29 protein-coding genes are annotated in these 22,530 nt (G+C 35.5%); 21 read left to right on the forward strand and 8 right to left on the reverse strand.

What is annotated here, in order from left to right:
* Positions 1 to 239: 239 nt before the first annotated feature.
* Complete coding sequence (locus PQ963_01580) at positions 240 to 488, reverse strand: TRAM domain-containing protein (protein MEN4028361.1); 249 nt, start codon at positions 486 to 488, stop codon at positions 240 to 242.
* Between the two features lie 154 nt (positions 489 to 642).
* Between PQ963_01580 and PQ963_01585 the strand changes: the two genes are divergently transcribed.
* From PQ963_01585 to PQ963_01595, 3 genes are all read left to right on the forward strand, one after another.
* Positions 643 to 1,113, forward strand: a complete 471-nt coding sequence (locus PQ963_01585) for a metallophosphoesterase (GenBank protein MEN4028362.1) — start codon at positions 643 to 645, stop codon at positions 1,111 to 1,113.
* Positions 1,114 to 1,196: 83 nt separating this feature from the next.
* Positions 1,197 to 2,213 carry a UPF0104 family protein gene (locus PQ963_01590; protein MEN4028363.1) on the forward strand — a complete coding sequence of 339 codons (1,017 nt, stop codon included), beginning with the start codon at positions 1,197 to 1,199 and terminating at the stop codon, positions 2,211 to 2,213.
* Between the two features lie 228 nt (positions 2,214 to 2,441).
* Positions 2,442 to 3,050 (forward strand): MjaI family restriction endonuclease, encoded by a 609-nt coding sequence (locus tag PQ963_01595; protein ID MEN4028364.1) that lies wholly within the window; start codon positions 2,442 to 2,444, stop codon positions 3,048 to 3,050.
* Here the strand turns inward: PQ963_01595 and PQ963_01600 are convergent, their stop codons facing one another.
* Positions 3,051 to 4,178: a site-specific DNA-methyltransferase gene (locus tag PQ963_01600; GenBank protein MEN4028365.1), complete on the reverse strand. Its 1,128-nt coding sequence runs from the start codon at positions 4,176 to 4,178 to the stop codon at positions 3,051 to 3,053.
* 1 nt (position 4,179) lies between these two features.
* On the reverse strand, positions 4,180 to 4,350 hold the full coding sequence (locus tag PQ963_01605) for a CopG family transcriptional regulator (GenBank protein ID MEN4028366.1): 171 nt from the start codon (positions 4,348 to 4,350) through the stop codon (positions 4,180 to 4,182).
* A gap of 419 nt (positions 4,351 to 4,769) precedes the next feature.
* Here PQ963_01605 and fhcD point away from each other — a divergent pair, with 419 nt between their 5' ends.
* Positions 4,770 to 5,660, forward strand: a complete 891-nt coding sequence (gene fhcD, locus PQ963_01610; GenBank protein ID MEN4028367.1) for a formylmethanofuran--tetrahydromethanopterin N-formyltransferase — start codon at positions 4,770 to 4,772, stop codon at positions 5,658 to 5,660.
* A gap of 68 nt (positions 5,661 to 5,728) precedes the next feature.
* Here fhcD and PQ963_01615 read toward each other — a convergent pair whose 3' ends face one another.
* Genes PQ963_01615 through PQ963_01625 form a run of 3 tightly spaced genes read right to left on the reverse strand, consistent with a single transcriptional unit; the run spans position 5,729 to position 9,519 of the window.
* A complete protein-coding gene (locus PQ963_01615) occupies positions 5,729 to 5,911 on the reverse strand; it encodes a hypothetical protein (GenBank protein ID MEN4028368.1) in 183 nt (60 codons plus the stop codon).
* A 45-nt stretch (positions 5,912 to 5,956) separates the two neighbouring features.
* Positions 5,957 to 7,579 (reverse strand): 3H domain-containing protein, encoded by a 1,623-nt coding sequence (locus PQ963_01620; GenBank protein ID MEN4028369.1) that lies wholly within the window; start codon positions 7,577 to 7,579, stop codon positions 5,957 to 5,959.
* Between the two features lie 23 nt (positions 7,580 to 7,602).
* The gene (locus PQ963_01625; protein ID MEN4028370.1) at positions 7,603 to 9,519 is read right to left on the reverse strand and encodes a 3H domain-containing protein; all 1,917 of its coding nucleotides are present in this window, start codon (positions 9,517 to 9,519) and stop codon (positions 7,603 to 7,605) included.
* A 94-nt stretch (positions 9,520 to 9,613) separates the two neighbouring features.
* Between PQ963_01625 and PQ963_01630 the strand changes: the two genes are divergently transcribed.
* Entirely contained in the window at positions 9,614 to 11,086 is a 1,473-nt protein-coding gene (locus PQ963_01630) for an NAD(P)H-hydrate dehydratase (protein MEN4028371.1), read from the forward strand.
* On the opposite strand, the gene PQ963_01635 is transcribed toward PQ963_01630, so the two are convergent.
* Positions 11,079 to 11,342: a pro-sigmaK processing inhibitor BofA family protein gene (locus PQ963_01635; protein ID MEN4028372.1), complete on the reverse strand. Its 264-nt coding sequence runs from the start codon at positions 11,340 to 11,342 to the stop codon at positions 11,079 to 11,081. The genes PQ963_01630 and PQ963_01635 overlap by 8 nt on opposite strands.
* Before the next feature lie 93 nt (positions 11,343 to 11,435).
* Positions 11,436 to 12,617: an argininosuccinate synthase gene (locus PQ963_01640; GenBank protein ID MEN4028373.1), complete on the reverse strand. Its 1,182-nt coding sequence runs from the start codon at positions 12,615 to 12,617 to the stop codon at positions 11,436 to 11,438.
* A gap of 90 nt (positions 12,618 to 12,707) precedes the next feature.
* Between PQ963_01640 and PQ963_01645 the strand changes: the two genes are divergently transcribed.
* The 16 genes from PQ963_01645 (at position 12,708) to PQ963_01720 (ending at position 22,529) form a co-directional block, all read left to right on the forward strand.
* Positions 12,708 to 13,430, forward strand: coding sequence for a succinylglutamate desuccinylase/aspartoacylase family protein (locus PQ963_01645; protein MEN4028374.1), 723 nt, complete (start codon positions 12,708 to 12,710; stop codon positions 13,428 to 13,430).
* Positions 13,431 to 13,468: 38 nt separating this feature from the next.
* Positions 13,469 to 14,155 carry a metal-dependent hydrolase gene (locus tag PQ963_01650; GenBank protein MEN4028375.1) on the forward strand — a complete coding sequence of 229 codons (687 nt, stop codon included), beginning with the start codon at positions 13,469 to 13,471 and terminating at the stop codon, positions 14,153 to 14,155.
* Positions 14,156 to 14,452: 297 nt separating this feature from the next.
* On the forward strand, positions 14,453 to 14,767 hold the full coding sequence (locus PQ963_01655) for a Na+/H+ antiporter subunit E (protein MEN4028376.1): 315 nt from the start codon (positions 14,453 to 14,455) through the stop codon (positions 14,765 to 14,767).
* A gap of 24 nt (positions 14,768 to 14,791) precedes the next feature.
* Entirely contained in the window at positions 14,792 to 15,052 is a 261-nt protein-coding gene (locus tag PQ963_01660) for a monovalent cation/H+ antiporter complex subunit F (GenBank protein MEN4028377.1), read from the forward strand.
* Position 15,053: 1 nt separating this feature from the next.
* On the forward strand, positions 15,054 to 15,323 hold the full coding sequence (locus PQ963_01665; GenBank protein MEN4028378.1) for a cation:proton antiporter: 270 nt from the start codon (positions 15,054 to 15,056) through the stop codon (positions 15,321 to 15,323).
* The gene (locus tag PQ963_01670) at positions 15,320 to 15,556 is read left to right on the forward strand and encodes a DUF4040 domain-containing protein (GenBank protein ID MEN4028379.1); all 237 of its coding nucleotides are present in this window, start codon (positions 15,320 to 15,322) and stop codon (positions 15,554 to 15,556) included. The genes PQ963_01665 and PQ963_01670 overlap by 4 nt, the downstream gene beginning before the upstream one ends.
* 29 nt (positions 15,557 to 15,585) lie before the next feature.
* On the forward strand, positions 15,586 to 15,978 hold the full coding sequence (locus tag PQ963_01675) for a cation:proton antiporter subunit C (GenBank protein MEN4028380.1): 393 nt from the start codon (positions 15,586 to 15,588) through the stop codon (positions 15,976 to 15,978).
* Entirely contained in the window at positions 15,975 to 17,468 is a 1,494-nt protein-coding gene (gene ehbF, locus PQ963_01680) for an energy conserving hydrogenase EhbF (protein MEN4028381.1), read from the forward strand. The genes PQ963_01675 and ehbF overlap by 4 nt, the downstream gene beginning before the upstream one ends.
* Before the next feature lie 9 nt (positions 17,469 to 17,477).
* A complete protein-coding gene (locus tag PQ963_01685; protein ID MEN4028382.1) occupies positions 17,478 to 17,816 on the forward strand; it encodes an energy-converting hydrogenase B subunit G, EhbG in 339 nt (112 codons plus the stop codon).
* Positions 17,809 to 18,093, forward strand: coding sequence for an EhbH (locus PQ963_01690; protein ID MEN4028383.1), 285 nt, complete (start codon positions 17,809 to 17,811; stop codon positions 18,091 to 18,093). Before PQ963_01685 ends, PQ963_01690 begins: the two co-directional genes overlap by 8 nt.
* Entirely contained in the window at positions 18,090 to 18,560 is a 471-nt protein-coding gene (locus tag PQ963_01695) for an MnhB domain-containing protein (protein MEN4028384.1), read from the forward strand. Before PQ963_01690 ends, PQ963_01695 begins: the two co-directional genes overlap by 4 nt.
* Positions 18,557 to 18,805, forward strand: coding sequence for an energy-converting hydrogenase B subunit J (locus PQ963_01700; GenBank protein MEN4028385.1), 249 nt, complete (start codon positions 18,557 to 18,559; stop codon positions 18,803 to 18,805). The genes PQ963_01695 and PQ963_01700 overlap by 4 nt, the downstream gene beginning before the upstream one ends.
* A 217-nt stretch (positions 18,806 to 19,022) precedes the next feature.
* Positions 19,023 to 20,381, forward strand: coding sequence for a 4Fe-4S binding protein (locus PQ963_01705; GenBank protein ID MEN4028386.1), 1,359 nt, complete (start codon positions 19,023 to 19,025; stop codon positions 20,379 to 20,381).
* Positions 20,378 to 20,872, forward strand: coding sequence for a 4Fe-4S dicluster domain-containing protein (locus PQ963_01710; protein MEN4028387.1), 495 nt, complete (start codon positions 20,378 to 20,380; stop codon positions 20,870 to 20,872). Before PQ963_01705 ends, PQ963_01710 begins: the two co-directional genes overlap by 4 nt.
* A gap of 19 nt (positions 20,873 to 20,891) precedes the next feature.
* Positions 20,892 to 21,338, forward strand: a complete 447-nt coding sequence (locus PQ963_01715; GenBank protein ID MEN4028388.1) for an NADH-quinone oxidoreductase subunit B family protein — start codon at positions 20,892 to 20,894, stop codon at positions 21,336 to 21,338.
* A 33-nt stretch (positions 21,339 to 21,371) separates the two neighbouring features.
* Positions 21,372 to 22,529: a nickel-dependent hydrogenase large subunit gene (locus tag PQ963_01720; GenBank protein MEN4028389.1), complete on the forward strand. Its 1,158-nt coding sequence runs from the start codon at positions 21,372 to 21,374 to the stop codon at positions 22,527 to 22,529.
* The last annotated feature ends 1 nt before the right edge of the window (position 22,530 follow it).

The following is a 22,530-nucleotide window of genomic DNA, read 5'->3' on the forward strand; positions in this document are numbered from 1 at the left end:
AAATTATTTTTAAAAGTATAAAAAAAATAGAAATAAAGTTAAATTACATTATTTAAATTAAAATTTTATAAAGCCCCATGCAGTTAGCACTGGAAATTTTTCAGAATTTCTATTAAAAATTTAGAATGATCCTGAATTATTGTTTCATGAACATTCAAAAATTAAAGATTTTTGATGCATCAAAACACCGGGTGTTTTGACAGCTTTTAAATTAATTTAAAACTAATTTATCCAACTAATTAATCATCTGAACTTTCAACTACGTCAGCAAAGCCAAAGTTTCTTCTTGTTGAATTTATTTTAATTTTAACTTCATCACCAAGCTTGGCGCCTGAAACGAATACTACGTATCCTTCTACTCTTGCAATTCCATCGCCGTCTCTTCCAACATCTTCAATTTTAACATCGTATTCCTCTCCTACGTTTATAGGAGCGGAAGGTCCTCTATTATCTGAGAAATTATCTCTTCCATAGTTATTTCTAAACAATTCATCACATCCTAATAAGCCAGATAAATGGCTTGATACTATGTTTATCATGAACCTATATAAAGTTATGTTTTGAAGAATTGGTAATCTTTTAGGAAGTCAATAGAAATTCTCTTATAAAATTAGTCACATAATAATCTGTATGATCGGTATAATGTCAGATTCACATGATAATCTGGATGCTATCAGAAAGGCAGTTGAGACATTTAATAGGGCTGAAGTAGAACTTGTAATACATGCAGGAGATATGATTTCCCCGTTTACTGCTAAAGAAATTCAAAAATTAAATTGTGAATTTAAGGCCATTTTTGGGAACAATGATGGAGAAAGAGATGGTCTAAGGAAATTTTTTAAGGACATATGTTATCACGATGATTTTCAAAGTCTTGAAATTGAAGGAAAAAAGTTTGCAGTTATTCACGGTACCAATGAGGATGTGGTAGATGCACTGGTTAAAAGTGAGAAATATGACGCTGTTATAAGAGGGCATACGCACCAATTAGAGGTAAAAGAAGGAAGGTGTATGATGATAAACCCTGGAGAAACCTGTGGTTACTTATCAGGCATGCAAACCATATTACTGCTTGATCCAGATGATCTAAGCTATGAAACAGTGTTTCTGTAAATGAATATAATGTTTGCTTCCCTCGAACTTTCAACTTCTATCTTAATTAAATAAAGCCCCAAATTAATAATCAGTGCATTAAAATGAAACATAAACCTCTAATCCTGTTAGTAATTGCAATTGGGACTCTTATTGCCATGATTTTGTTTATAGGGCCTGGCAATATTGAAAATGCCCTTAAACTGGCCAATCCATGGTATGTTGCCATTGCAATAATTATACAATTAACTGTTTATGGTTTCTGGACATGGCGGTGGTCTATAAATATTAAATCTGTTGGTATTTCTGTTAAAAAAATACACATTTTTCCAATGCTTATGGTGGGATTGGCCATAAATAACCTGACTCCAAGTGCAAGAGGAGGTGGAGAACCCATACGTGGTTATATATTAAGTAAATATTCAAATTCTTCATTTGAAAAATCATTTGCAACAGTTATGGCTGATAGAGGTCTTGATACATTCCCATTTATAGTTTTAGCTGTTATTACAATAGTTGCTGCTGTCTTTTATTTGAATTTGCCAGATTATGCTGTATACACCCTTATAATTGCAGTTGTGGTTTTACTTGCAGTGTTCTTAATAGCGATTTACATGTCGTTTAACCTTGAATTTGGGCGTAAAGTATCATTATGGCTTGTAAACATAATAAAAAGGTTTTCTAAAAAGGACCGAAGTAAACTGGAGGAAAACGCTCAAAAAGCAGTTCACGGTTTCCAGAAAAGCATGCGTACAATGGTAAAGGACAGGAGTGTGATGGCTTATGGCCTCCCATTTTCTTTTTTAATCTGGATTTTAGAGATAATAAGGGTGTACGTAATATTTTCCGCATTTAACGTTGAACTATCTCTTTTATTGATTGCAGAAGTTTTTATAATATCAACTTTAATTGGATTAATTCCACTTCTTCCAGGCGGCTTAGGAGCAGTTGATGGAGTCATGATAATCTTATTTTCAGCTGCAGGCGTTCCCCCACCTATAAGTGCAGCTGCAACAATTGTAGAACGGTTAATATCTTTCTGGCTTACTTCAATCATAGGTATTGCTCTGCTTCCTTATTTTGGAACAGGAGTAGTTGAAAAAATCACCAGGAAAGTTTAGCATAGCTTTAAAAAACATTTTGTCCTTCTTTTTAATGCTGATTGTATCTTATAGGGCAATAAAGATTATCCTTCAAAATTGTATATAACTTCCAAATAAGTTTATTATTGTTCCCCATATATCAATTATTACATTAAAGCACCATTTAATGAAAGCTAATTTTAATATCTATAACATATCATTAAACCTTAGGTGAATTTGTAGATTAATTAAATAAAAGGTAACATTATGAGCCAAAATACTAATCTTAAAGACCTAAAAGAAGTTAAACTTGATGTACAGGAGAAATTCAAAGAGATAATAGGGGATTCAAAGAAATTTCCCAAATATACAACGCAGCTAATTAATATGGCAAATCAAAATGCCCAAGGTACACGACCCAAAGTCGTAGGGCAAATGTCTAATTTAATCAAGGAATGCCCTACAAAAACATATGAAGGTTGGAAACAATGGTACTTAGAAACTCATCCTGATGCTATTAAAAAGGCTGCAGATAAAATTATGCCAATGATAGTCAATATGAAAGAAGCTATAGGATTAATAGATGAAAACATGGTTACTGAATGGATAGAAGACTTAGTAATTACAAAGACAGCAGAGGGTCTTATAATCCAAGAAATAATCTTAAAACACATAGCTAATGAAAGAGGAGTTAATTGGCAACTTGCAACAGATGAAGAAGAAAGTAAAAATATAGATGGATATATCGGAGATACTCCTGTTCAAATAAAGCCAACGACTTATTTATCCAAGAAATCAAGCGTTAGAGAAAAAATAGACATAGAAACAATTTATTATAAAAAAACAGATAAATATCTTTATATCTACACTGAATAATTAAAATAATTTACTTTGTATGTTATTTACTCTTTTTTTATCTGTTTTTACACTTGTTTCTATCTTATTGTCTTCCAATTCAAATTTTACATCCCTACTATATGTAGCTTTATATTCATTATTTCCTATATTCTCAATTTTTTTAAGTAATGGTAAAAGAATATTCTTTTCCTGATTAGTAATTACTTTAAATCCATAATGCTGAGATTCATGTTTAACTATTTTATTTTCCAATTCTCTGTTCTTAATAAAATCTATATGATTTTTAAGCCTATCTAAGATTAATTCATTACATATAGATTTAACTTCATCAATTCTCAATTCAATAGTTTCCTTAAAATTCATATCAAGTTCAAATCCAACAGAATTTCTGGCTGAACACATTGCAGCAATTGTTGTTGTTCCAGTACCAACAAATGGATCTAAAATGGTGTCACCTTGAACTGAATACATATTAATCAATCTATATGCAAGTTCAAATGGATATGCTGCTGACCTTTCCCTTAATTTTTTATGGTTTAACTTCTGTGATGTTCCTTTTAAGTCATGCCAGATGTCTGAAAACCATAAATTCCTCTCTTCCCAAAAATATGCACTATTTTGGCGGATAATCCTTTCACTATCATTAAATTTCCTCATACCTGATTTACGGAAAATTAAAATATATTCATGTTCTAATGTAACATATGCATTCGGCGGTAACATTCCAGAACCCATAAATTTATTAGGCTTATTAGATTGTTTTCGCCATAATATCATAGGTAATACTTGATAATTCATTTCCTCAAATAAACGGATAATATGTGCATGATTAGCATAAAGCTGGAAATTATCGCCAATTTTTCTGGTTGCATCCCCTATGTTAATACAAACAATACCACCATCAGCCATAACTCTGTCAACTTCCTTCCATACTTTATCTAATTCCTTATTCATTAATGAATAAACCTTCATTCTATCATTTCTTTTTAGTGCATCTTTAATATCCAGATTAAATGATGAAAATAGTTCATCCCACATCTCTATCATTGGATAAGGTGGGGATGTTACTACCAGATTCACACTTTTAGAAGGTATTTTTTCCATATTTGATGAATTTGAAAAGATTATTTTATGTTTAGTTTCCATATTACTCCTCTTTATTCTTAACAGTTGAAGATATGAACGATTTCTCTAATAGCCACGCAAGTACAATATTTCTTATTATATCAGCGTCCCTATCCCCTAATTCTCCCCTAAATTTTTCTATTAGTTTCCATTGACTATCTGTAAATGTAACTTGAACTCTTTTTCTGCTCATTTAACACACCCGTGACACATATTATACTCAATTAAAACACATATATATAAAATTTTCTATGTTGCATGTATAAATAAGTTGCTATACTAATGACATTGGATATAAACTATCCTTTCTCTCATTCTAAAAAAATCAATGATTGAAGTTAGCATTCATGGGTGCAGAATGTGTATATTTTCACCATCGCTTGTTTTTACTCTCTCATAAGTCCAGGTTCCTATCCCACATATCATGTTTTTGTCCCCCATCAGGTTTTTGGACTCTTTATATTAGTATATACTTTTATAAGACATATAATTTACTACAAAGTACGATTAAACGTTTTTTTTTGTTTAACGTTAGTATTTTCCTTGTTTTTATGTAAGTTTCAAATAGAAAAATATATACTATTCCTGAAACTACGATCTTATGGTGATAATATGAAAATAAACGGAGTAGAAATAGAAGATACATTTGCAGAGGCATTTGATATACAGGTTTCAAGAATGCTCATAACAGCAGAAACAAAAAATCTGGCCAAGGTCGCAGCCACTGAAGCTACAGGCTACGGAACATCAGTTATAGGCTGTCCTGCAGAGGCGGGAATAGACTGTTACGTTCCTCCAGAGGAAACCCCTGATGGACGACCTGGTTACATCATCATGATCTGCAACATGAAGAAAGATAAGCTCGATCATGAAGTAATGGAACGGGTGGCAATGTGTGTATTAACCGCAGCTACAACAGCAGTTTTTGATGCTCTTGATGAACCTGATGAAAAATTAAAAACTGGCGCCAAACTCCGGTATTTTGGAGACGGCTACGAGAAAAAATTAGAGGTGGATGGGAGAACTGTTTTTTCAATACCCATCATGTCTGGAGATTTCCTAATTGAGGACGAACTGGGTATGAAAAAAGGAGTGGCTGGTGGAAACTTCTTTATCATGTCAGAAAATCAGCCTTCAGCCCTTATAGCTGCAGAAGCAGCAGTATTTGCCATTGAAAATGTAAATAACGTCATAACTCCTTTTCCTGGAGGAATAGTTGCTTCTGGTTCCAAAGTGGGCTCCAAGTACAAGTTTTTAACAGCTTCCACCAATGAAAAAATGGCTGTAACTCTTAAAGACGAAGTTGAAGACAGTGAAGTTCCAGCAGATGTTAACGGTATTTATGAGATTGTTATAGACGGTGCTGACGAAGAAGTGGTTAAAGAAGCAATGAAAGTAGGAATAGAAGCTGCAGTTAAAGTTCCCGGTGTTTTAAAGATAAGTGCTGGAAACTTCGGTGGAAACCTCGGTGCATACAAAATAAACCTGCATGACCTGTTTTAAATTAGTATGAATTAAATTTTTAGAGTGTTTAACGTCTTTTTAAATATTTTCTTTTATTTTTAGTTGTTTTAATCATCCCCAAATATGTAGCCACAGCATGAACAACGGTATTTGCCTTCTTTAGACCTGAAACCTGTTGATGATTTATGAGGCTGTCCTCCTACAACACCTACAGTTCCTGAATCCTTTAAAATATGTTTGTCTGGACATCCGCATTCAGGACATTTAACACTTAATTCCTCTGCTTTCATGGTTACCTCCAGATCAGATAATTCTTCTATATTTCCATCTCTATTTTAACTTTTAAGACTTTGAGATTCAACAATTTCCCATATCTTTTCTTCAGATAAATTAGCCCCTAAAACTATTCCTTTTTCATCTAAAGCTTCCTTGATTCTTTCAATGATTTTAATATCAGGCGCTGCCACAGTATGGGAATGTATCTGCCCTGACATGTTATACAGAGCTTCCAGCGACCTTCGGGCATCAGGATTTTTAAGCTCTTCTTCGCAGTTTTCAACGTCTTTTATAGAATTTATGTACAATTTCCGGGTTACAACCTGCCTTATGCCTGGAAGATAATACCTGGAGTCCAGTATCCTCCCCCCCAGATTTATTATTGTTCTTTTATCATTAAGATCGCTTACTCCATGTTTCAGTAGCAATTCAACAACTCTACCATATTCTTTGATTTTGGTTATTATTTCATCATGATACAGATTAGTGCCTAAAAGGAATCCTTTAGCCCTTAAATCTTTTTCCACATTGGTAAGGCTCCTGGTGTCTGGTCCGGAGATTCTGTGAGAATGAATCCCTCCACCTGAAAGAGCATATAACCTTTCTAAATATTCCATTCTGGCAGGATCCTGTTCTAAGCTCTCTAAGAATCTTTCCATCTCCGGGGCATCAGAAAGCCCTATTTTCCGGCTTAATGGCTCCCGAAATCCGGGTAGATAATATTCGATGTCTTCTAATGTGCAGCCATGTTTCAGTACAGTTTCTGCTTCCTCACGTATATCTCCAACTGCATGGATCTCGGTGATTTTCATCTCAGGTTTCATAATCACTTTAACAGTTCTTCCATGTTTCATGCCGGCTTCCCTTATTTCATCATCATTGAGATTTATACCTAAAAGAAAACCTTCTTTTTTTAGTTCACGTGCAACATTGTCTAAATTTTCCCTATCTGGTCCAGAAATCCAGTGGGAATGAATTCCGCTTACCGATTCATATATTCGCTCTAATGATTGTTTTCTTGATGCATCGCGGTCTAAACTATTCATAAACCTGTTTAATTCTCTCATTTTAGATATTTCAATTTTTCTCTTCAAGGGCTCCTTAAATTCTGGCAGGTGATATTCAATATTTTCCAGGGTGCACCCATATTTTAAGATAATTTCTGCCTCTTTATGGATACTGGCCACATCATGTATTTCAGTGATTTTCATGATGGTGGGTTCAATTGCTGCAAAATATATGTCTTCTCCACCACTTGTCTCTGGCGATATGACCCTGTTTGCTCCAGCATGATAAAGTCTTTTGATATTTTCACTTTTACCTGCCCTTACTACTGTCCATATATCTGGATTTATATCCCTTGCAGTCAGTGTTATAAATAGGTTGTTTACATCATCTCCTGTGGTTATTATAACCCCACGTGCTCTTTTTATTCCAGAATCAGTCAGTGTACTTTCATCTGTGGCATCACCATGAATTACAAGAACATCAGGATCTTCCCATAACTCTTTTTCCACAATTTTTCTGTCCCTTTCAATTATTACTGCCATTTGATTTCTTTTTTTAAGTTCCCTGAAAACAGCAGCACCAACTCTACCATAACCGCAAAGAACAAAATGATTCCTGATTTCAGCCAGTTTTTTTCTAACTTTAGCACCGCATGTGATTTCTTCATCTGCCATTGTAACCCTCATATCAATATTGTTCATTCTGGTTTTTCAACCATTCTCCATATTTTCTCATCTGGCAGGTTAATGCCCACAAGTATTCCTTTTTTGCTTAGCTCTTTTTCTATTTTCTTTATGGCTTTAGCATCAGGTACAAAAACGTAATGGGAATGTATGTACCTTGATGCTCTGTACAGTGTTTCCAGAGATCTTCTGGTAGCAGATATTTCCAGTTCTTCTTCAGACTTTTTTAGACTCTCCAGAGATCTAAAATACACTCTTCTTGTTACAATCTGTCTTATGCCTGGAAGGTAATGTTTTGAATCTATCACATGGCCTCCCGCCATTATCATGATCCTCTTATCATCAAGTTTTTCAGCACCATGATCTACCGTCACTTCAAAGACCCTGCTGTATTTTCTAATTACATCATTTATCTCTTTATTCGATAGATCAGCGCCTAATAGAAAGCCTTTTTTCTTTAGATCGTCCACTACCCTGGAAAGACTTTCATTATCTGGTCCCTGGATCCTGTGAGAATGGATCCCGCTTGAAAGGGCATATAATCTCTCCAAAGATTCTATTTTCGCACGATCGCGGCTTAAGCTGTGTAAGAACTTCTTTGTCTCTTCTAACTTTGATACACCTATTTTTCTGTGTAACGGCTCCCTGAATTCGGGAGGGTAATACTCTATATCCTCTATGGTACATCCATGACGCATAATAACTTCTGCCTCTTCACCTATATCCTCTACCATATGTGATTCTGTGATTTTGATTTCTGGTTTTATGATGACCTCCACAATTCTACCATGTTTTTTTATCATCTCTCTTGTTTCATTCTTATTGAGATTAACGCCTAAAAGAAAGCCCTCTTTTTTAAGGTCATTTACCACTCCACATAGACTTTCCCTGTCAGGTCCAGAAATCCAGTGGGAATGAATTCCGCTTACCGATTCATATATTCGCTCTAATGATTGTTTTCTTGATGCATCGCGGTCTAAACTATCTAAAAATCGATTCAGTTCATCTATTTTAGATATCCCAATTTTTCTCTTCAAGGGTTCTCTAAACTCTAATAGATGATATTCTATGTTTTCAAGTGTGCATCCATGTTTTAGTATGATTTCTGTTTCTTTTCGTATATCTTCTATCAGGTTTTCTATGCTGTGTATTTCTGTGATCTTCATCATGGTAGGTTCAACTGCTGCAAAATACATGTCTTCTCCACCACTTACCTCTGGTAAAATCACCTTATTTGCCCCAGCGCAGTGAAGTCTTTTTATATTTTCGCGTTTACTGGCTCTTGCAACAATCCAGATCCCCGGATGTATCTCCCTTGCAGCCAGCGTTATAAATAAATTGTCAACATCATCTCCTGTGGTTATTATAACCCCACGTGCCCTTTTTATTCCAGCATCGATCAGTGTACTTTCATCTGTGGCATCACCATGAATTACAAGAACATCAGGATCTTCCCATAACTCTTTTTCCACAGTTCCCTTATCTTGCTCAACTATTATTACTTTTAAATTCCTTTTCATAATCTCTCTAAAAGCTGCTGCGCCCACTCTACCATATCCACAAAGCACAAAGTGATTTTTAGTAGCAGCAATTCTTTTTTTCATTTTAGAACCAGATGTGATTTCTTCCACAGCCACTATAACCACAGAAATTGCTAATGTAAATACATAGGCAATTAAACCAACTCCTCCTAAAACAAGGGTTACAGTAAAAAGCCTTTGGATAGGAGTCACTGGAACAATATCTCCAAAACCTACAGTTGCTATGGTTATAATGGTAAAATACAGAGCATCAATTATATCAAGGTGCATAAGATACATAGACCCTATTATTCCATAAATTATAAGCGAAAGCAGAGTTATAAGAGCATAGGTTAATATAGAAAATGAAGGCATATTTTCTGATTTTATCTCTGGAAGCTTAAGTTTCACCAAATCACCACAACCAATAAATAATAAAGCTTAAACAATTCAATTTATATATATTAGAATAACTGGTTCTAATATATATGTATAAAGTGATAAAATGACTCCCAAGGACATGATGGTTATTGACAGCAATACAGAAGATTTAGGAATTCCTAAGTCCGCGCTTATGGAAAATGCGGGTAAATCTGTAGCCCACCACATAATTAACACTTCAAATCCATGTAAAGTTACTATATTTGCAGGTGCGGGAGGTAACGGTGGCGATGGATTTGTGGCGGCAAGGCATCTTTTAAACAATGGTTATAATGTGGATTTATTTTTTTTAGGCCATCCACATAAAATTAAATCATTTGAAACCATCCAAAATTGGACTGCTATCCAGAATATTAACTTAGGGTTAAATTCTCTTAAATTAGAATTAATTGAAGATTCATCTGCACTTAAAAAAGTTGATTCTCCTGTTATTCTTGACGCACTGCTTGGAGCTGGAATCAGGGGCAAAATTAAAGAGCCCATCTCCAGTGCCATTGACATCATAAACAAATCTAAAGGAATTAAAATTGCGGTGGACGTACCAAGCGGGCTGGATCCTTTAACTGGCGAAGTTCCAGATAAAGCTGTGGAGGCAGATTTCACCATCACATTCCATAAAATCAAAACAGGGCTTAAAAAAGCAAAAATAAAGCATGTTGGAAATGTGATTCTGTATGATATAGGCATTCCTGCTGAAGCTGAAACATTTTTAGGTAAAGGAGATCTACTACGTCTTAAAAAAAGAGATATATCTTCACATAAAGGCAACAATGGAACAGTTCTTGTAGTGGGGGGGAGTATGGATTATTCAGGAGCCCCAACGCTTGCAGCACTTTCTGCGTTTAAATCTGGTGTGGATTTAGTTTATGTGGCCTGTCCTGAAAGTGTTTCTCAAACAATCAGATCATATTCTCCTGACCTGATAATCAAAACTCTTTCTCATGACTTTATTGTCGATGATGACGTTGATAAAATAATAGAACTTTCAAAAAAAGCAGATTCAGTTGTAATTGGATGCGGTATGGGAAGAGATAATGAAACAGCTTTAGCTGTAAATGAAATCGTCAGTGAAATCAAAAAACCAATGGTAATTGATGCAGACGGTTTAAAATTAGTTTATACTGACATAATTAAGGAAATAAAAAGTGAAATGGTTGTTACACCTCATTCTGCAGAATTTAAAGCATTATTTGATATAAAAATGCCTGAAAGTCTTGAAGATAAAATAGAAACTGTTTCAAAAGCTGCCCGTGAAAATAACTGCGTTGTTCTCCTGAAAGGAGTTTTAGACATAATATCCAACGGTAAAAAAACAAGGCTCAATAAAACTGGAAATCCAGGAATGACAGTTGGGGGAACTGGCGACTGCCTTGCAGGTCTTGTTGGAGGGTTAATGGCACAGGGACATGATGGATTTGAAGCTGCATGTCTTGGGGCTTACATAAATGGAAGAGCTGGCGATATGGCTACTGAAAAGTATGAATATCATTTTACAGCAAGTGACATGATAAAATACATTGATGATGCGTTTAGATAGCCAAATTAATTCCCAGAGCCTGTGCAATTAGTAGAAGTATAACTCCAAATACTCCCCCAAATCCCGCGACTAAGATGGTTAATAGATTTATTGGAACATTAATATAAGGAATAAAATTTACAAATACAAGAAGGATCCAGCCGAAAATAGCATGAATCAGTAATTTTAAAAGTAAACTCCCTATTTTAACCAGAATTAAAATTCCAATTATTGCAATAATCGCAATTACAGCAAGGCCTATTATATCCAAAACCATGTTATCACGATTTGAATATATTTAAACTGATTAATGTTTTTTGTGGTTTTTCCAGTTATCAGGATTAAACAAAAAATAAAAACAAAGAATTATTCAGTCTTTTTTACACACTTCATGATAGGTTGCAGCCTGCATCCCATAATTTTTGACCATTCCAGTCATCTCGCGCTGATCCATTCCTTTATCTTCAAAGGAAACTGCATCTTCCCTGTAAAGACTGTAAGGAGATTTTCTTCCAAGTATTCTAAGATTTCCCTTGTGAAGTTTCACTTTTACAGTTCCGGCTACTCTTTTCTGCATATTATCAATGGCAGCATCGAGATCTTCCCTTAAAGGATCATGCCACAACCCATCATATATAAGTTCAGAATAAACTTCACTAACATGTGCAGCAAATTTAAGCTCACTTCTTGTTAATGTAAGCTGTTCTAGTGCTTTATGAACAGTTATAAGTAAAATTGCACCAGGTACTTCATAATTTTCCCTTGATTTGAGTCCAATTATACGATCTTCGATAATATCGATTCTTCCAATGCTGTGCTTACCTGCAATTTCATTACATTTTCCAATTATATCCAGTGCACCCATTTCTTCATTATCTAAAGCCACGGGGACTCCTTTTTCAAATTTAATTTCCAGAATTTGAGCTTCATCTGGAGCATCCTCAGTTGAATTTGTCCACTCAAATGCTTCTTCAGGTGTTTCAACCATGGGGTCTTCAAGGATGTCTCCTTCAATGGATCTTCCCCAGAGGTTTTCATCGATACTGTACTGCTTATCAGAAGGAAGAGGAATATCGTGTTTTTTTGCATATTCTATTTCTTCACTTCTTGTAAGGTTTAAGTCCCGTATAGGTGCTATTACGTCAAGATCAGACATTGCTCTTATTATAGATTCAAATCTGAACTGATCGTTACCTTTTCCTGTACATCCGTGAGCTATTGCATCTGCACTTTCTTTTTTGGCAAGTTCTACAATTTTCATGGCTATTAAAGGCCTTGCAAGGGCTGTACTTAAAGGATAGCCTTCATATAATGCATTGGCCTTAATTGCTCTGAATATAAATTCTTCTGCAAATTCATCCTTTGCATCAACAGTATAATGTTTTAAAGAGCCAATTTTATCTGCAGCCGCTGCTGGTCTTTCTACTTCTTCTTCAGGCTGTCCTACATCAACGCATGCTGTAACAACTTCCATGTCATAGTTTTCTTCAAGCAGTTTTATGCATACTGATGTGTCCAGGCCTCCACTGAATGCGAGAACAACTTTCTTCATTATTTCACCTTAATTATATTATAAGCCTGATAAAAAATATAAGATTAATATAACATATTGGAATATATCAATTTAAACTTGGTGGAAGGCATGGCACTTAAAGAAAAAATAAGTATAATATCCCATGAAACCAGGGGCAAAATAGAAAAAAATAAAGTTTTGATGGCCAGAATATGCAGAAACAGTGTTATAAACGAGATTGTTAGTGCTGCAAAACTTGGAACTCCCCTTTTAAAATTAGGAAATGGCCATCCACGGGTGATGATCACAGCAGGAATACATGGAAACGAACTTCCGCCCCAGATAGCTGCCACTTATCTTATTGAAAATCTTTTAGAAAATGGGGTAAATGGGACTCTTTATATCATTCCTTTTGCAGTACCCCATGCTACAATGGAAAATTCAAGAAGATTTAAAGGAATGGACATGAATAGAATAGCTTCAAAAGGAGGATTTATATCCAATAATATAATCAACACCATTAAATCTATTAAAGTAAGTGCTGTAGGGGATTTCCACTCCACAAAACCTGGAAGTAATCCTGGTATTGAAAGTGTTTTTTGCTCTAAAAAACCATCTAATGAAAGCTATTTAATTGCAAAATACATTACTGATGATACCTCATCTAAAATGATATGTCATAATGAGGCAGGTAGCATTTATAATGGAGCACTGGAAGATGAATGTAACCTTGCAGGAATTCCCGCAGTAACCTGTGAAGTAGTATCAAGAAATGGCGTGGTGGATAACCACAGTCCTGAAAGGTCATATCTCCAGATGGAATCATATTTAAAGTATTTTAACCTGATTTAGTTTTATATGGTTAAAAACAACGACTTCACAGTGATAAAATGTCTTCTTACAAAAAACATGCCTTATTTTCTATTATAATAGCTCTTCCATTTATTCAGGATGTTTTTTACCTTTCATTTGCAGTTATTGGCGCTGCCATAATTGACATGGATCATCATGTTAAAAAGAACAATCTAATAATAATGACTATTTTTGGTATTATACTATTTATTTTACTTTATATGCTTAAATTACCCTATCTAATAGGAATTTCTCTAATTGTAATGGTATTAATTTTCCACTTATCCAGACACAGGGGGTTTACCCATTCTCTATCAGGAATACTGGTTTTATCATCTCTTCTAACTTTTTTTCTTTTAGGACTCTATTCCCTATTTTATGGGCTTAATATTGAAAGTAAAATTTCTCTAATTATAATATCTGTTATTTCAGGAATCATGATCTTAAATAAGAAAATACTATTACCTTTTTTTGTTCTTGTGCTTATCGGAGTAATTATAACTCCTAATACAAATTTAAGTATTTATTATACTTTTTTAGCAATATTAACCGGTTCTTTAAGCCATATAATGCTTGATCTTTTTACCCCCAGCGGAATAGAACTATTCAACCCATTATCGTCAAGAAAGTTCAAAAAATATTTTGGAACTGCTTTATTTATATTATGGGGATTATCATCGTTTATTTTTATTTTTACGTTTAAATATTCTGTTTCTTTATGGTAAGGAACCTGATTAATTAGCACGTGTTTGTATTACAGCGTTCAGGTGAACTTTGATTAATGTTTAATTGGATTTAACTTATTTTTCAAATATTTAATGACACACAGAAAGTGTTATTTTTTTTAGTATCCTTTGTCAGGAAAAAAGAGGTAGATTTATATATCATGTTTTATCATTATAGTTACATGATTCGTGGTCAGATTTTTGAAGGTGGTTAATGGGTTTTTACTCCATTAATCATGGATATTTACGTTAAAAGTCTGAAATTTATACTGTTTGTAGTATTAGGGAGGTTACTCCATGAATATCATATTCAGAACATTTTATGCTGTTGCTTATTTCATTGTACTTATTGCAGAAATAATAAAGGCCACTTTTGACGTGGCGCTTAGAACCCTTAACGGAAAGGTTGAACCAGTAATTGTTGAAATTGAAACAGAACTTAAAAGACCAGTTTCCCAGGTTATACTGGCAAATAGTATAACTTTAACTCCCGGTACCCTTTCAATCGACGTGGACACGAAAAACTGCATAATAAAAGTTGCAACAATTGTACCAAGAGTAAAAGAAGACGTTATTCCATTTGAACCTTACATTAAAGGATGGTTAGAGTAAAAAATACATTATAAAGGTGTTAAAATGGATATATTACTGATATCTAAATATATTTTAATATCGGCGCTAGCATTTTATGCAGTTGCAACTATAAGAATAGCAACCAGGAAAACCATCTCAATGGGGATCGTGGGATTGCTTGGTTTAAGTGCAGCAGTGGCAACATTATTAATTTTAATCCAAAACGTTTATGGAATAGCATTCTGTAAAGATATAGCATATGCGCTGGTTATTTTAGGTCCAGTAGGTACAATAGCATTTTCAAAGGTTATAAGGGGATGGTGAATTGATAGATTTAATTTTCATAAAATCAGCGGCTTTAATAATCGCAGCCGTTCTTATAGCCCTTACTGCAATTGGAATTATTAGATACAAAGACGATATGGAAAGAATATTATATGCACGAGTCCATATGCTTGGTGTAGCTGATATGGGATGCATTGTAGCATTACTTGCTCTTAATGAGCCACTTCTTGCAGTTACATATTTCTTCCTCACACCTTTTGCCTCACATGCCATAGCCAATGCATATTACTACGGAGAGGAAAAAAGATGATTGAATACATATTAATGATTGTAACGGTTTTAGGTGCAGTTATTGCGCTTATCCAGAGAGACCTCCTCAAAGCAGCCATATTAACTGGAGTTCCAGGGGCTGCAATTGCTTTCCTGTTCCAGTTTTTACTGGCCCCGGATGTGGCACTAACTCAGGCCATAGTAGGTACTGCAATAGTGCCTGTATTTATTGCTTTAGCAGTTAAAAAGACACGAAGAATGGAGGAAGACTGAACAGATTTATCTGTAAATGGGGGATTGTCATGATTATAGACTCACAGCTGGCATCGTTCTTCACAGCAGGAGCATTAATAGTAATAGGGATTTATGCATCTCTATTTATTGATAATTTAATTAAAAAAGTAATAGGACTTTTATTTCTGGCAGATGGAGTAAATCTCTTCATAGTCACTATGGGGTACAGAGCTGGTGGAATTGTATATATTTTCCTTCCAGGAATGTCAATAGACTGGTTTGCTCAAAACGCCTCTTATCCATTGCCATTTGCATTGGTACTTACAAGTATTGTTATAGGTGCAAGTACGCTTGCTGTAATGCTTGCTTTAATCATAGTACTTTACAAAAAATACGGATCCATAAAAGCATCCCGGGTTCTAAAAGATAAAGAAAATCAGGTTAAGGGTGATACTTTATGAATCCGCTGATCCCATTAATTGTCATAATACCCATAGCATGTGCACTGCTTTTAAATCTGTTCCATACAAAGGACCGGACTGTTAAAATACTGGCAATTATTGTAGCACTGTTTCTGCCAATCATACCTTTATTTACAAGTTATGGTCTTCATTACTTTGGAGGACATGCTCCATTAGCTGAAAGTCCAGGGTTAGCTCAGGGATTGCCTGCTTCCATTACTGGTTCAGCTTTAAACATATTTCACCCTGCCATTACATATTCATTTGCCAGTGCCCAGCAGTTTTTGTTAATTATACTTGGAATAATAGCATTTTTAGCTGTATTAACTTCTTTAAGTGAGACAAAAAAAGCTTCAGGAGTATATGCATTTTTGATGTTCATGGGAGTTGCGGCAATATCAGCAATTATCCTTTCAGATGACATATTCAACCTCTATGTTTTCTTTGAAATTGCAGCAGTCACGCAGGTAGGAATTATTGTAGCTTCTAAAGTTAAAGAGAACTATGAAACTGCTTTAAAATACATGATTTTAGGCAGTATTGCATCTCCATTGCTGTTACTTGGAATAGCACTCCTTCTTGGAGTAACCGGAAATGTTAATATAACTGATATTGTCTATTCACTAAAAAATGGCCTTGTAAATCCTCAAAGTCCAGTGGTACTTACAGCATGCAGTCTGATAATTTTTGGATGGTTATATGGTTCAGGACTCCCACCATTTCATACCATAAAGTCGTCAGTTTACAGTAAAGCTCTCCCCCATGGTGCTGCACTGCTTCAGGCATTTTCAGTATTTACCTTGGCAGCACTGGGGTTAATAATCATTAAAATATTTGCATTCCTGCCCTTTGCAAAAGTATTCATCATTGCAATATCATTAGCTGCCATGATACTTAGCATAACCATGGCACTGATGCAAACTGATTTTAAAAGGATTATAGGGTACCTTGCAGTTGGAGAGCTTGGTTACATCGGAATAGGTCTGGGACTTGGAACAGCAGCCAGTATTACCGCAGGTCTTTTCCAGGCAGTAAATGAGGCAATTATTACAGCATTCCTGTTTATTGGGTTTGGAACGGTTCTCTATAAAACTCGCCAAAGCGATATCAGAAAGTTAGGTGGAATGATGGTTCAAACACCCGAAGTAGCATTATTAGTGCTTTTAGCAGGACTTGCCCTGGCCGGTGTTCCGCCGCTAAACGCCTTCCAGAGTAAATTTATGTTAATTCAAGCATCGTTAAACGTAGGAATACCTGAATTAGGTATAATCATGATACTTCTAAGTATTGTAACCTTTATGACATTTATGAAAGCGTTTTATGCAATTTACATGCGCCCCAAACCCCGAGATCTTGAAATTAACAGTTCAAAAATACCATATGCAACCATATTCTCCCTGGTTGTATTACTAATAGTCTGTATTATACTGGGCCTGTTCCCGCAAATAGCAACCAATTATTTACAACCCCTGGCAAACAGCATAATATAGAGGGATTATATGAGCCTTTATGACATTATAATAAGTAAAATAAAACAAATTCAAGGAAAAGATGCAGAAGATGGACCTGTAACCAGCATTGCAGCTTCATCAACATTGGCAGCAGAAATAACGCTTTTATCATCCATTTTAGTTGCAGTTATAATGTTAAGATATTATAGTAATGCTTTAATGGTCATTGCAGTACTTCTGGTAATGGCAATAATAGTTTCTGCCATGCCAATAATGCCAAAATTAAAAACTGAACAGAATGATTCTCTAAACCGCATGATTTTCTACGTGGTCCTGGCACTTGGAATTATCACAACACTGTTCTACTGGGGAGGTTTAAATGTCTGAAGGAATACGAAACCTTATCGCCAGTATTTCTCTGGCCTTTTTTGCAGTTACACTGTTTCAAACAATAATTGGGTTTGACCAGCTACTTATACCTGGTATAAATCAAATTTATAACTGGATAGGCCCTCAAATTGCTCCTAATGCTGTTACAAATGTTATATTTGACTGGAGAGGTTATGATACCCTTGGGGAAGCACTCATACTTGTAACTGCAGTGGTTGTAACTCTTCTGGCGTTTGGAAGAGGAAGGGTAGATCTTGGAGGAGATGATGAATGAGTATAATCCTTAAATTATTCGTGTTTCCAATTTCACTCATAATAATCTGTTTAGGAATAAACACCATCCTTGGAGGACATATAACTCCGGGAGGAGGTTTTCAAGGAGGTGCGATGATAGCAGGAGGATTAATATTCTGTATCATTGTATACGGGCTTTTAAAAAGTCCTTTTAAACTTACACATAATTTCATGGCCTCAATGGAAAGTGCAGGAGCTTTAGGATTTGTAATTTTAGGACTTGCAGGTCTGTTCTTTTCAGGCTTTTATCTGTACAACCTGGGAGTGGATCTCTATGGTATAGTCCCTTTGGCAATTCAAACAGTATTTAACTACCCCGACCCAATAAATGCAGGTATAATCCCCTACCTTAACTTTGTAGTTGCTATAAAAGTTTTAGTGGGTCTGAGTGCTGTTGTAATAGCTTTTTTAGGGAGTGATAAAGTTCATGGGGAGAATGAACAATGATTTTCTATGCTGGTCCCCTGGTAATGGGATTCTTATTAGGGTTTATATTAGGAACCAGGATTAAAACAGTTCCAGAAAGTAAATTGAAGTTTGATAGAGTGGTTTATGCTATCGTGGTGATTGCAGCAATTATAGTAGCATACTTCTTAGGGCCTTTCCCTTACTATAAGGACGGTCCATTTGCATCAGGATTTGTATCTGCCATTATAGGAATAATAATTGGGAAATTAACGCTTGGAAGGTAAAAAAAGCTGCTAATTAAATTGTAACAATTAAACAGAGCCTCCAAGCGCAAAGTGTTTGCATGCTGTCAAATCTTTGGTTTGGCGCAGCAAAAAACGAAGTTTTTTGCATGCTTTGTTTTCGGAGGATGTAATAAAATCTCAAAAAAATTGATTTGGAGTTACAGCAAAATATAGTGAGTACACTAAAAGTAAGCAAATAATATCAGAGGGCAAAATCATGTTTTTATCAACTAAAAAATGCAAAGGCATTGGAGAATGCATAAAAGAATGCCCAACAGGTGCAATAAGAATGATTGAGGGCAAACCATTTAGCTGTATTACCTGCGGTGCTTGTGCTGAAGCATGCCCCAACAGAGCCATATTTAAAAACAAATACGGAGGCTTTGTTATTGATAGAGCAAAATGTAATGCATGTGGAGTTTGTGAATTAACATGCCCCATAAACAGCATTACTATTGAAGGCGACATGGTAAAAGGAATCTGTTCCATGTGCGGGATATGCGCAGATAAATGCCCTGCAGGCGCCAGAGCAGATGTTCATGATATAATTGAATACAGGCAATTAAAATTCCTTGAATCATTAAATCTCACAACTCCGCCCCAAATAAGAGTTAAAAAGGAAGATACAAAAGCAATTCGAACTAATGTGCTTACAAATACCGAAAAATGTACCCTGTGTGGACGATGTGAATATTACTGCCCAACAGATGCCATAGAAGTTGATATTAAACCCGGTATATGTACAGAGTGCAGAGTTTGCGAAGATGTCTGCCCTGCTGATGCCATACAAGATACAAGCATTAACCCTGAAAAATGCACATTATGTCTTAAATGCGTCAGGGAATGTCCAAATAATGCAATTTACATTGACGATTTTAAAATAAAAATTAAAAAAGCAGAAAACAAAGGAGAAGTAAAAGGAAGTATCATATCCTGCCTGAACTGTGGTTTATGTGCTGATGCATGTAAAAGCGGTGCATTAAAAAGGGTAAATGGAAAAATACGTTACGATCCTTCGCTTTGCGATGAATGTGATACCATGGAATGCCTGGATGTATGTCCTGTAGGGACACTCAGGTTATCAGAGGACCATGTATGCAGAATAAAGGGATTCTGTGTTTCATGTGGAAGATGTGTCAGAGCATGCGATGTAAATAAAGCAAGAAGCTTTAAAAACGTCACCTGGGATGGAACCGTAACTGATGACTGTATATCCTGCGGAATATGTGCAGAATTATGTCCAAAAGGTGCAATAACCCTTAAAAGAGGAAGTATTGATGTAGATCTTGAAAAATGCATTTTATGCGAAAAATGCGCAACCCACTGCCCGGTGGATGCAATTCCCAAAACCACAATGCACAAAAAAGCCATCAAAGACGGATTCGTATTTATTGAAAATAAATTATGTATGAACTGCAAACTATGTGTTAAAACATGTCCAGAAGAAGCAATTTTTGAAGATGAAAACGGCAGGATTATTGTAGACGATTCAAAGTGTATATACTGCGGTGCGTGTAATAATGTGTGTCCTGCAAGGGCCATATTATTTGAAAGGGAATTTGAGGTATTACAATGAAAAATATAGTCAGAATTATCCTGGAGGGAACATATAGCAACATAATGAGAATTCTTTTCGCATCAGATAGAGTAACAGACATGGAACTTCGAAATAAAATCCTGGAAGGCAGTATTGCACCTACAGATAAGGTTGCTAAAATACCGTGCATAGGTTGTGCTGGATGTAAAAATGTGTGCCCAACAAGCGCAATAGAAATGGTAAAACTTGAAGAACCCGTTGAATTAATAGAAGGACTTATTAAAGAAGAAATACCTGTTTTAGACAGTTTAAAATGCGTAAATTGTTATTATTGCCATGATTTTTGCCCGCTTTACGCTTTATTTGGAGAAGCAGGCACCATACATCCAAATGATGTGGGAGCTGTTGAAGAAAATATAAAAGAACTGCTTAAAAAGCCAGTTAAGATATCTGACGATAAAATAGCATTTATATCTCAATACCTTTCTGACAATGCAATAATCAGAAAAAGAGAAAACAAAGGTAATTAACTAATCAAGAGGGATGAATTTGGGTTTAAAATCATATTCAAGAGGAAGAGCAGTACACGTTATGCTTGTATACACTGGAGGATGCAACGGATGTGATATTGAAATAGTAAACTGTATATTCTCACCTAAATACGACGCAGAACAGTATAAAGTCTTTTTAACATGGAATCCAAGGGAAGCTGATGTTCTACTTGTAACCGGGCCTGTTACCCGGCATACAGAAGCACCTTTAAAAGCAATTTATGAAGCAATACCCGAACCTAAAGCTGTTGTTGCTGCAGGTGCCTGTGCAACAATGGGTGGAGTTTATAAAAACATTAACGGAGATATACCATCTGAAGAGATTGCAGGACCGGTTGATAAAATTATACCTGTAGACGCTAAAGTCCCTGGCTGTGCAGTAAGGCCTGAAGATGTTATTTCAGGTTTGGTCAGAGCTTTACCCCTATTATTAGATGCAGATTAAATTACCAGAACTATTTTTGCAAGGAGTGTCATTATGGATAACAATAACAAAATCACAGACAAAATGATCGAGACAGAAGTTCCCATAGGAATAGTTCACTCTGCTGCAATTGAACCATACAGAGTGCGATTATTTGTTGAGGATGAAATTATAAGAGATGCTGAAGTAACAGTAGGTGTCAATCACAGAGGAATAGAAAGAATAATGGAAGGATTACCTGTTGAAAAGGCAAACAGCCTCACTGAGAAAATATGTGGAATCTGTTCCAACAGCCACCTCTGGAACTCATGTCTTGTTGCAGAAAAAGGGCTTGAAATTGATGTCCCTCCACGTGCAGAATATATAAGAATCATCATGGAAGAACTGGAAAGATTACACAGCCATATGCTTTATTTAGCTCATGGTAGTGAAGTATTGGGGCATGAAACTTTTGCAATGAGGCTTTTTTATATAAGAGAAACTGCAATGGAACTTCTAAGAATGATAGGAGGTAACCGTGTTCAGTATGGTGCTTCCATCATAGGCGGTGTAAGACCGCGCTGTGATCTAAATGAAATGAGAATAAAAAAGATCAACGAGGGCATGGATTACATTGAAGAGAAAATTGCAGAATTTGCTGATAGATTCATGAGAGATCCGATGGTTATGTCCCGTATATCTGGAGTTGCAGCAATTACGAGGAAAGATGCCAGAAGATTAGCTACAACCGGCCCCACACTTAGAGCAACAGGTATTGAAGTTGATTTAAGGCGAGATATGGAACAATATGAACCTTTTGAATTTGATGTGATTACCCAGGATACTGGAGATGTTAAGGCAAACCTTTTGATGCGTATTTTTGAAATTCCAGAGGCTGTAAAAATAATTAGACAGGCTGTTAAAGACCTTCCAGATGGGAAAATAACCAATAGAAGCTGGGAAATGCAGGATACAGGCATTATAAGAAGTTACATAGAAGTGCCAAGAGGTGAGCTCTATCACTCTTACAGTATAGAGGATGGGAGAGTAAGAAGTTCTATTGTCCGGACACCCTCAATAACAAATGTTAACACAATGGAGTTTGCATGTATCGGAACTCATATAACCGATGCACAATTAGCAATTGTTCAATGTGATCCCTGCTTTACATGCACTGACCGTGCGGTTCAAATAGTGGATCATCCGCTTAAGAAAAATAAGAACAGAATTTAAT

Origin of the sequence: Methanobacterium sp. (assembly GCA_039666455.1) — an archaeon.
Taxonomy (GTDB): domain Archaea; phylum Methanobacteriota; class Methanobacteria; order Methanobacteriales; family Methanobacteriaceae; genus Methanobacterium_D.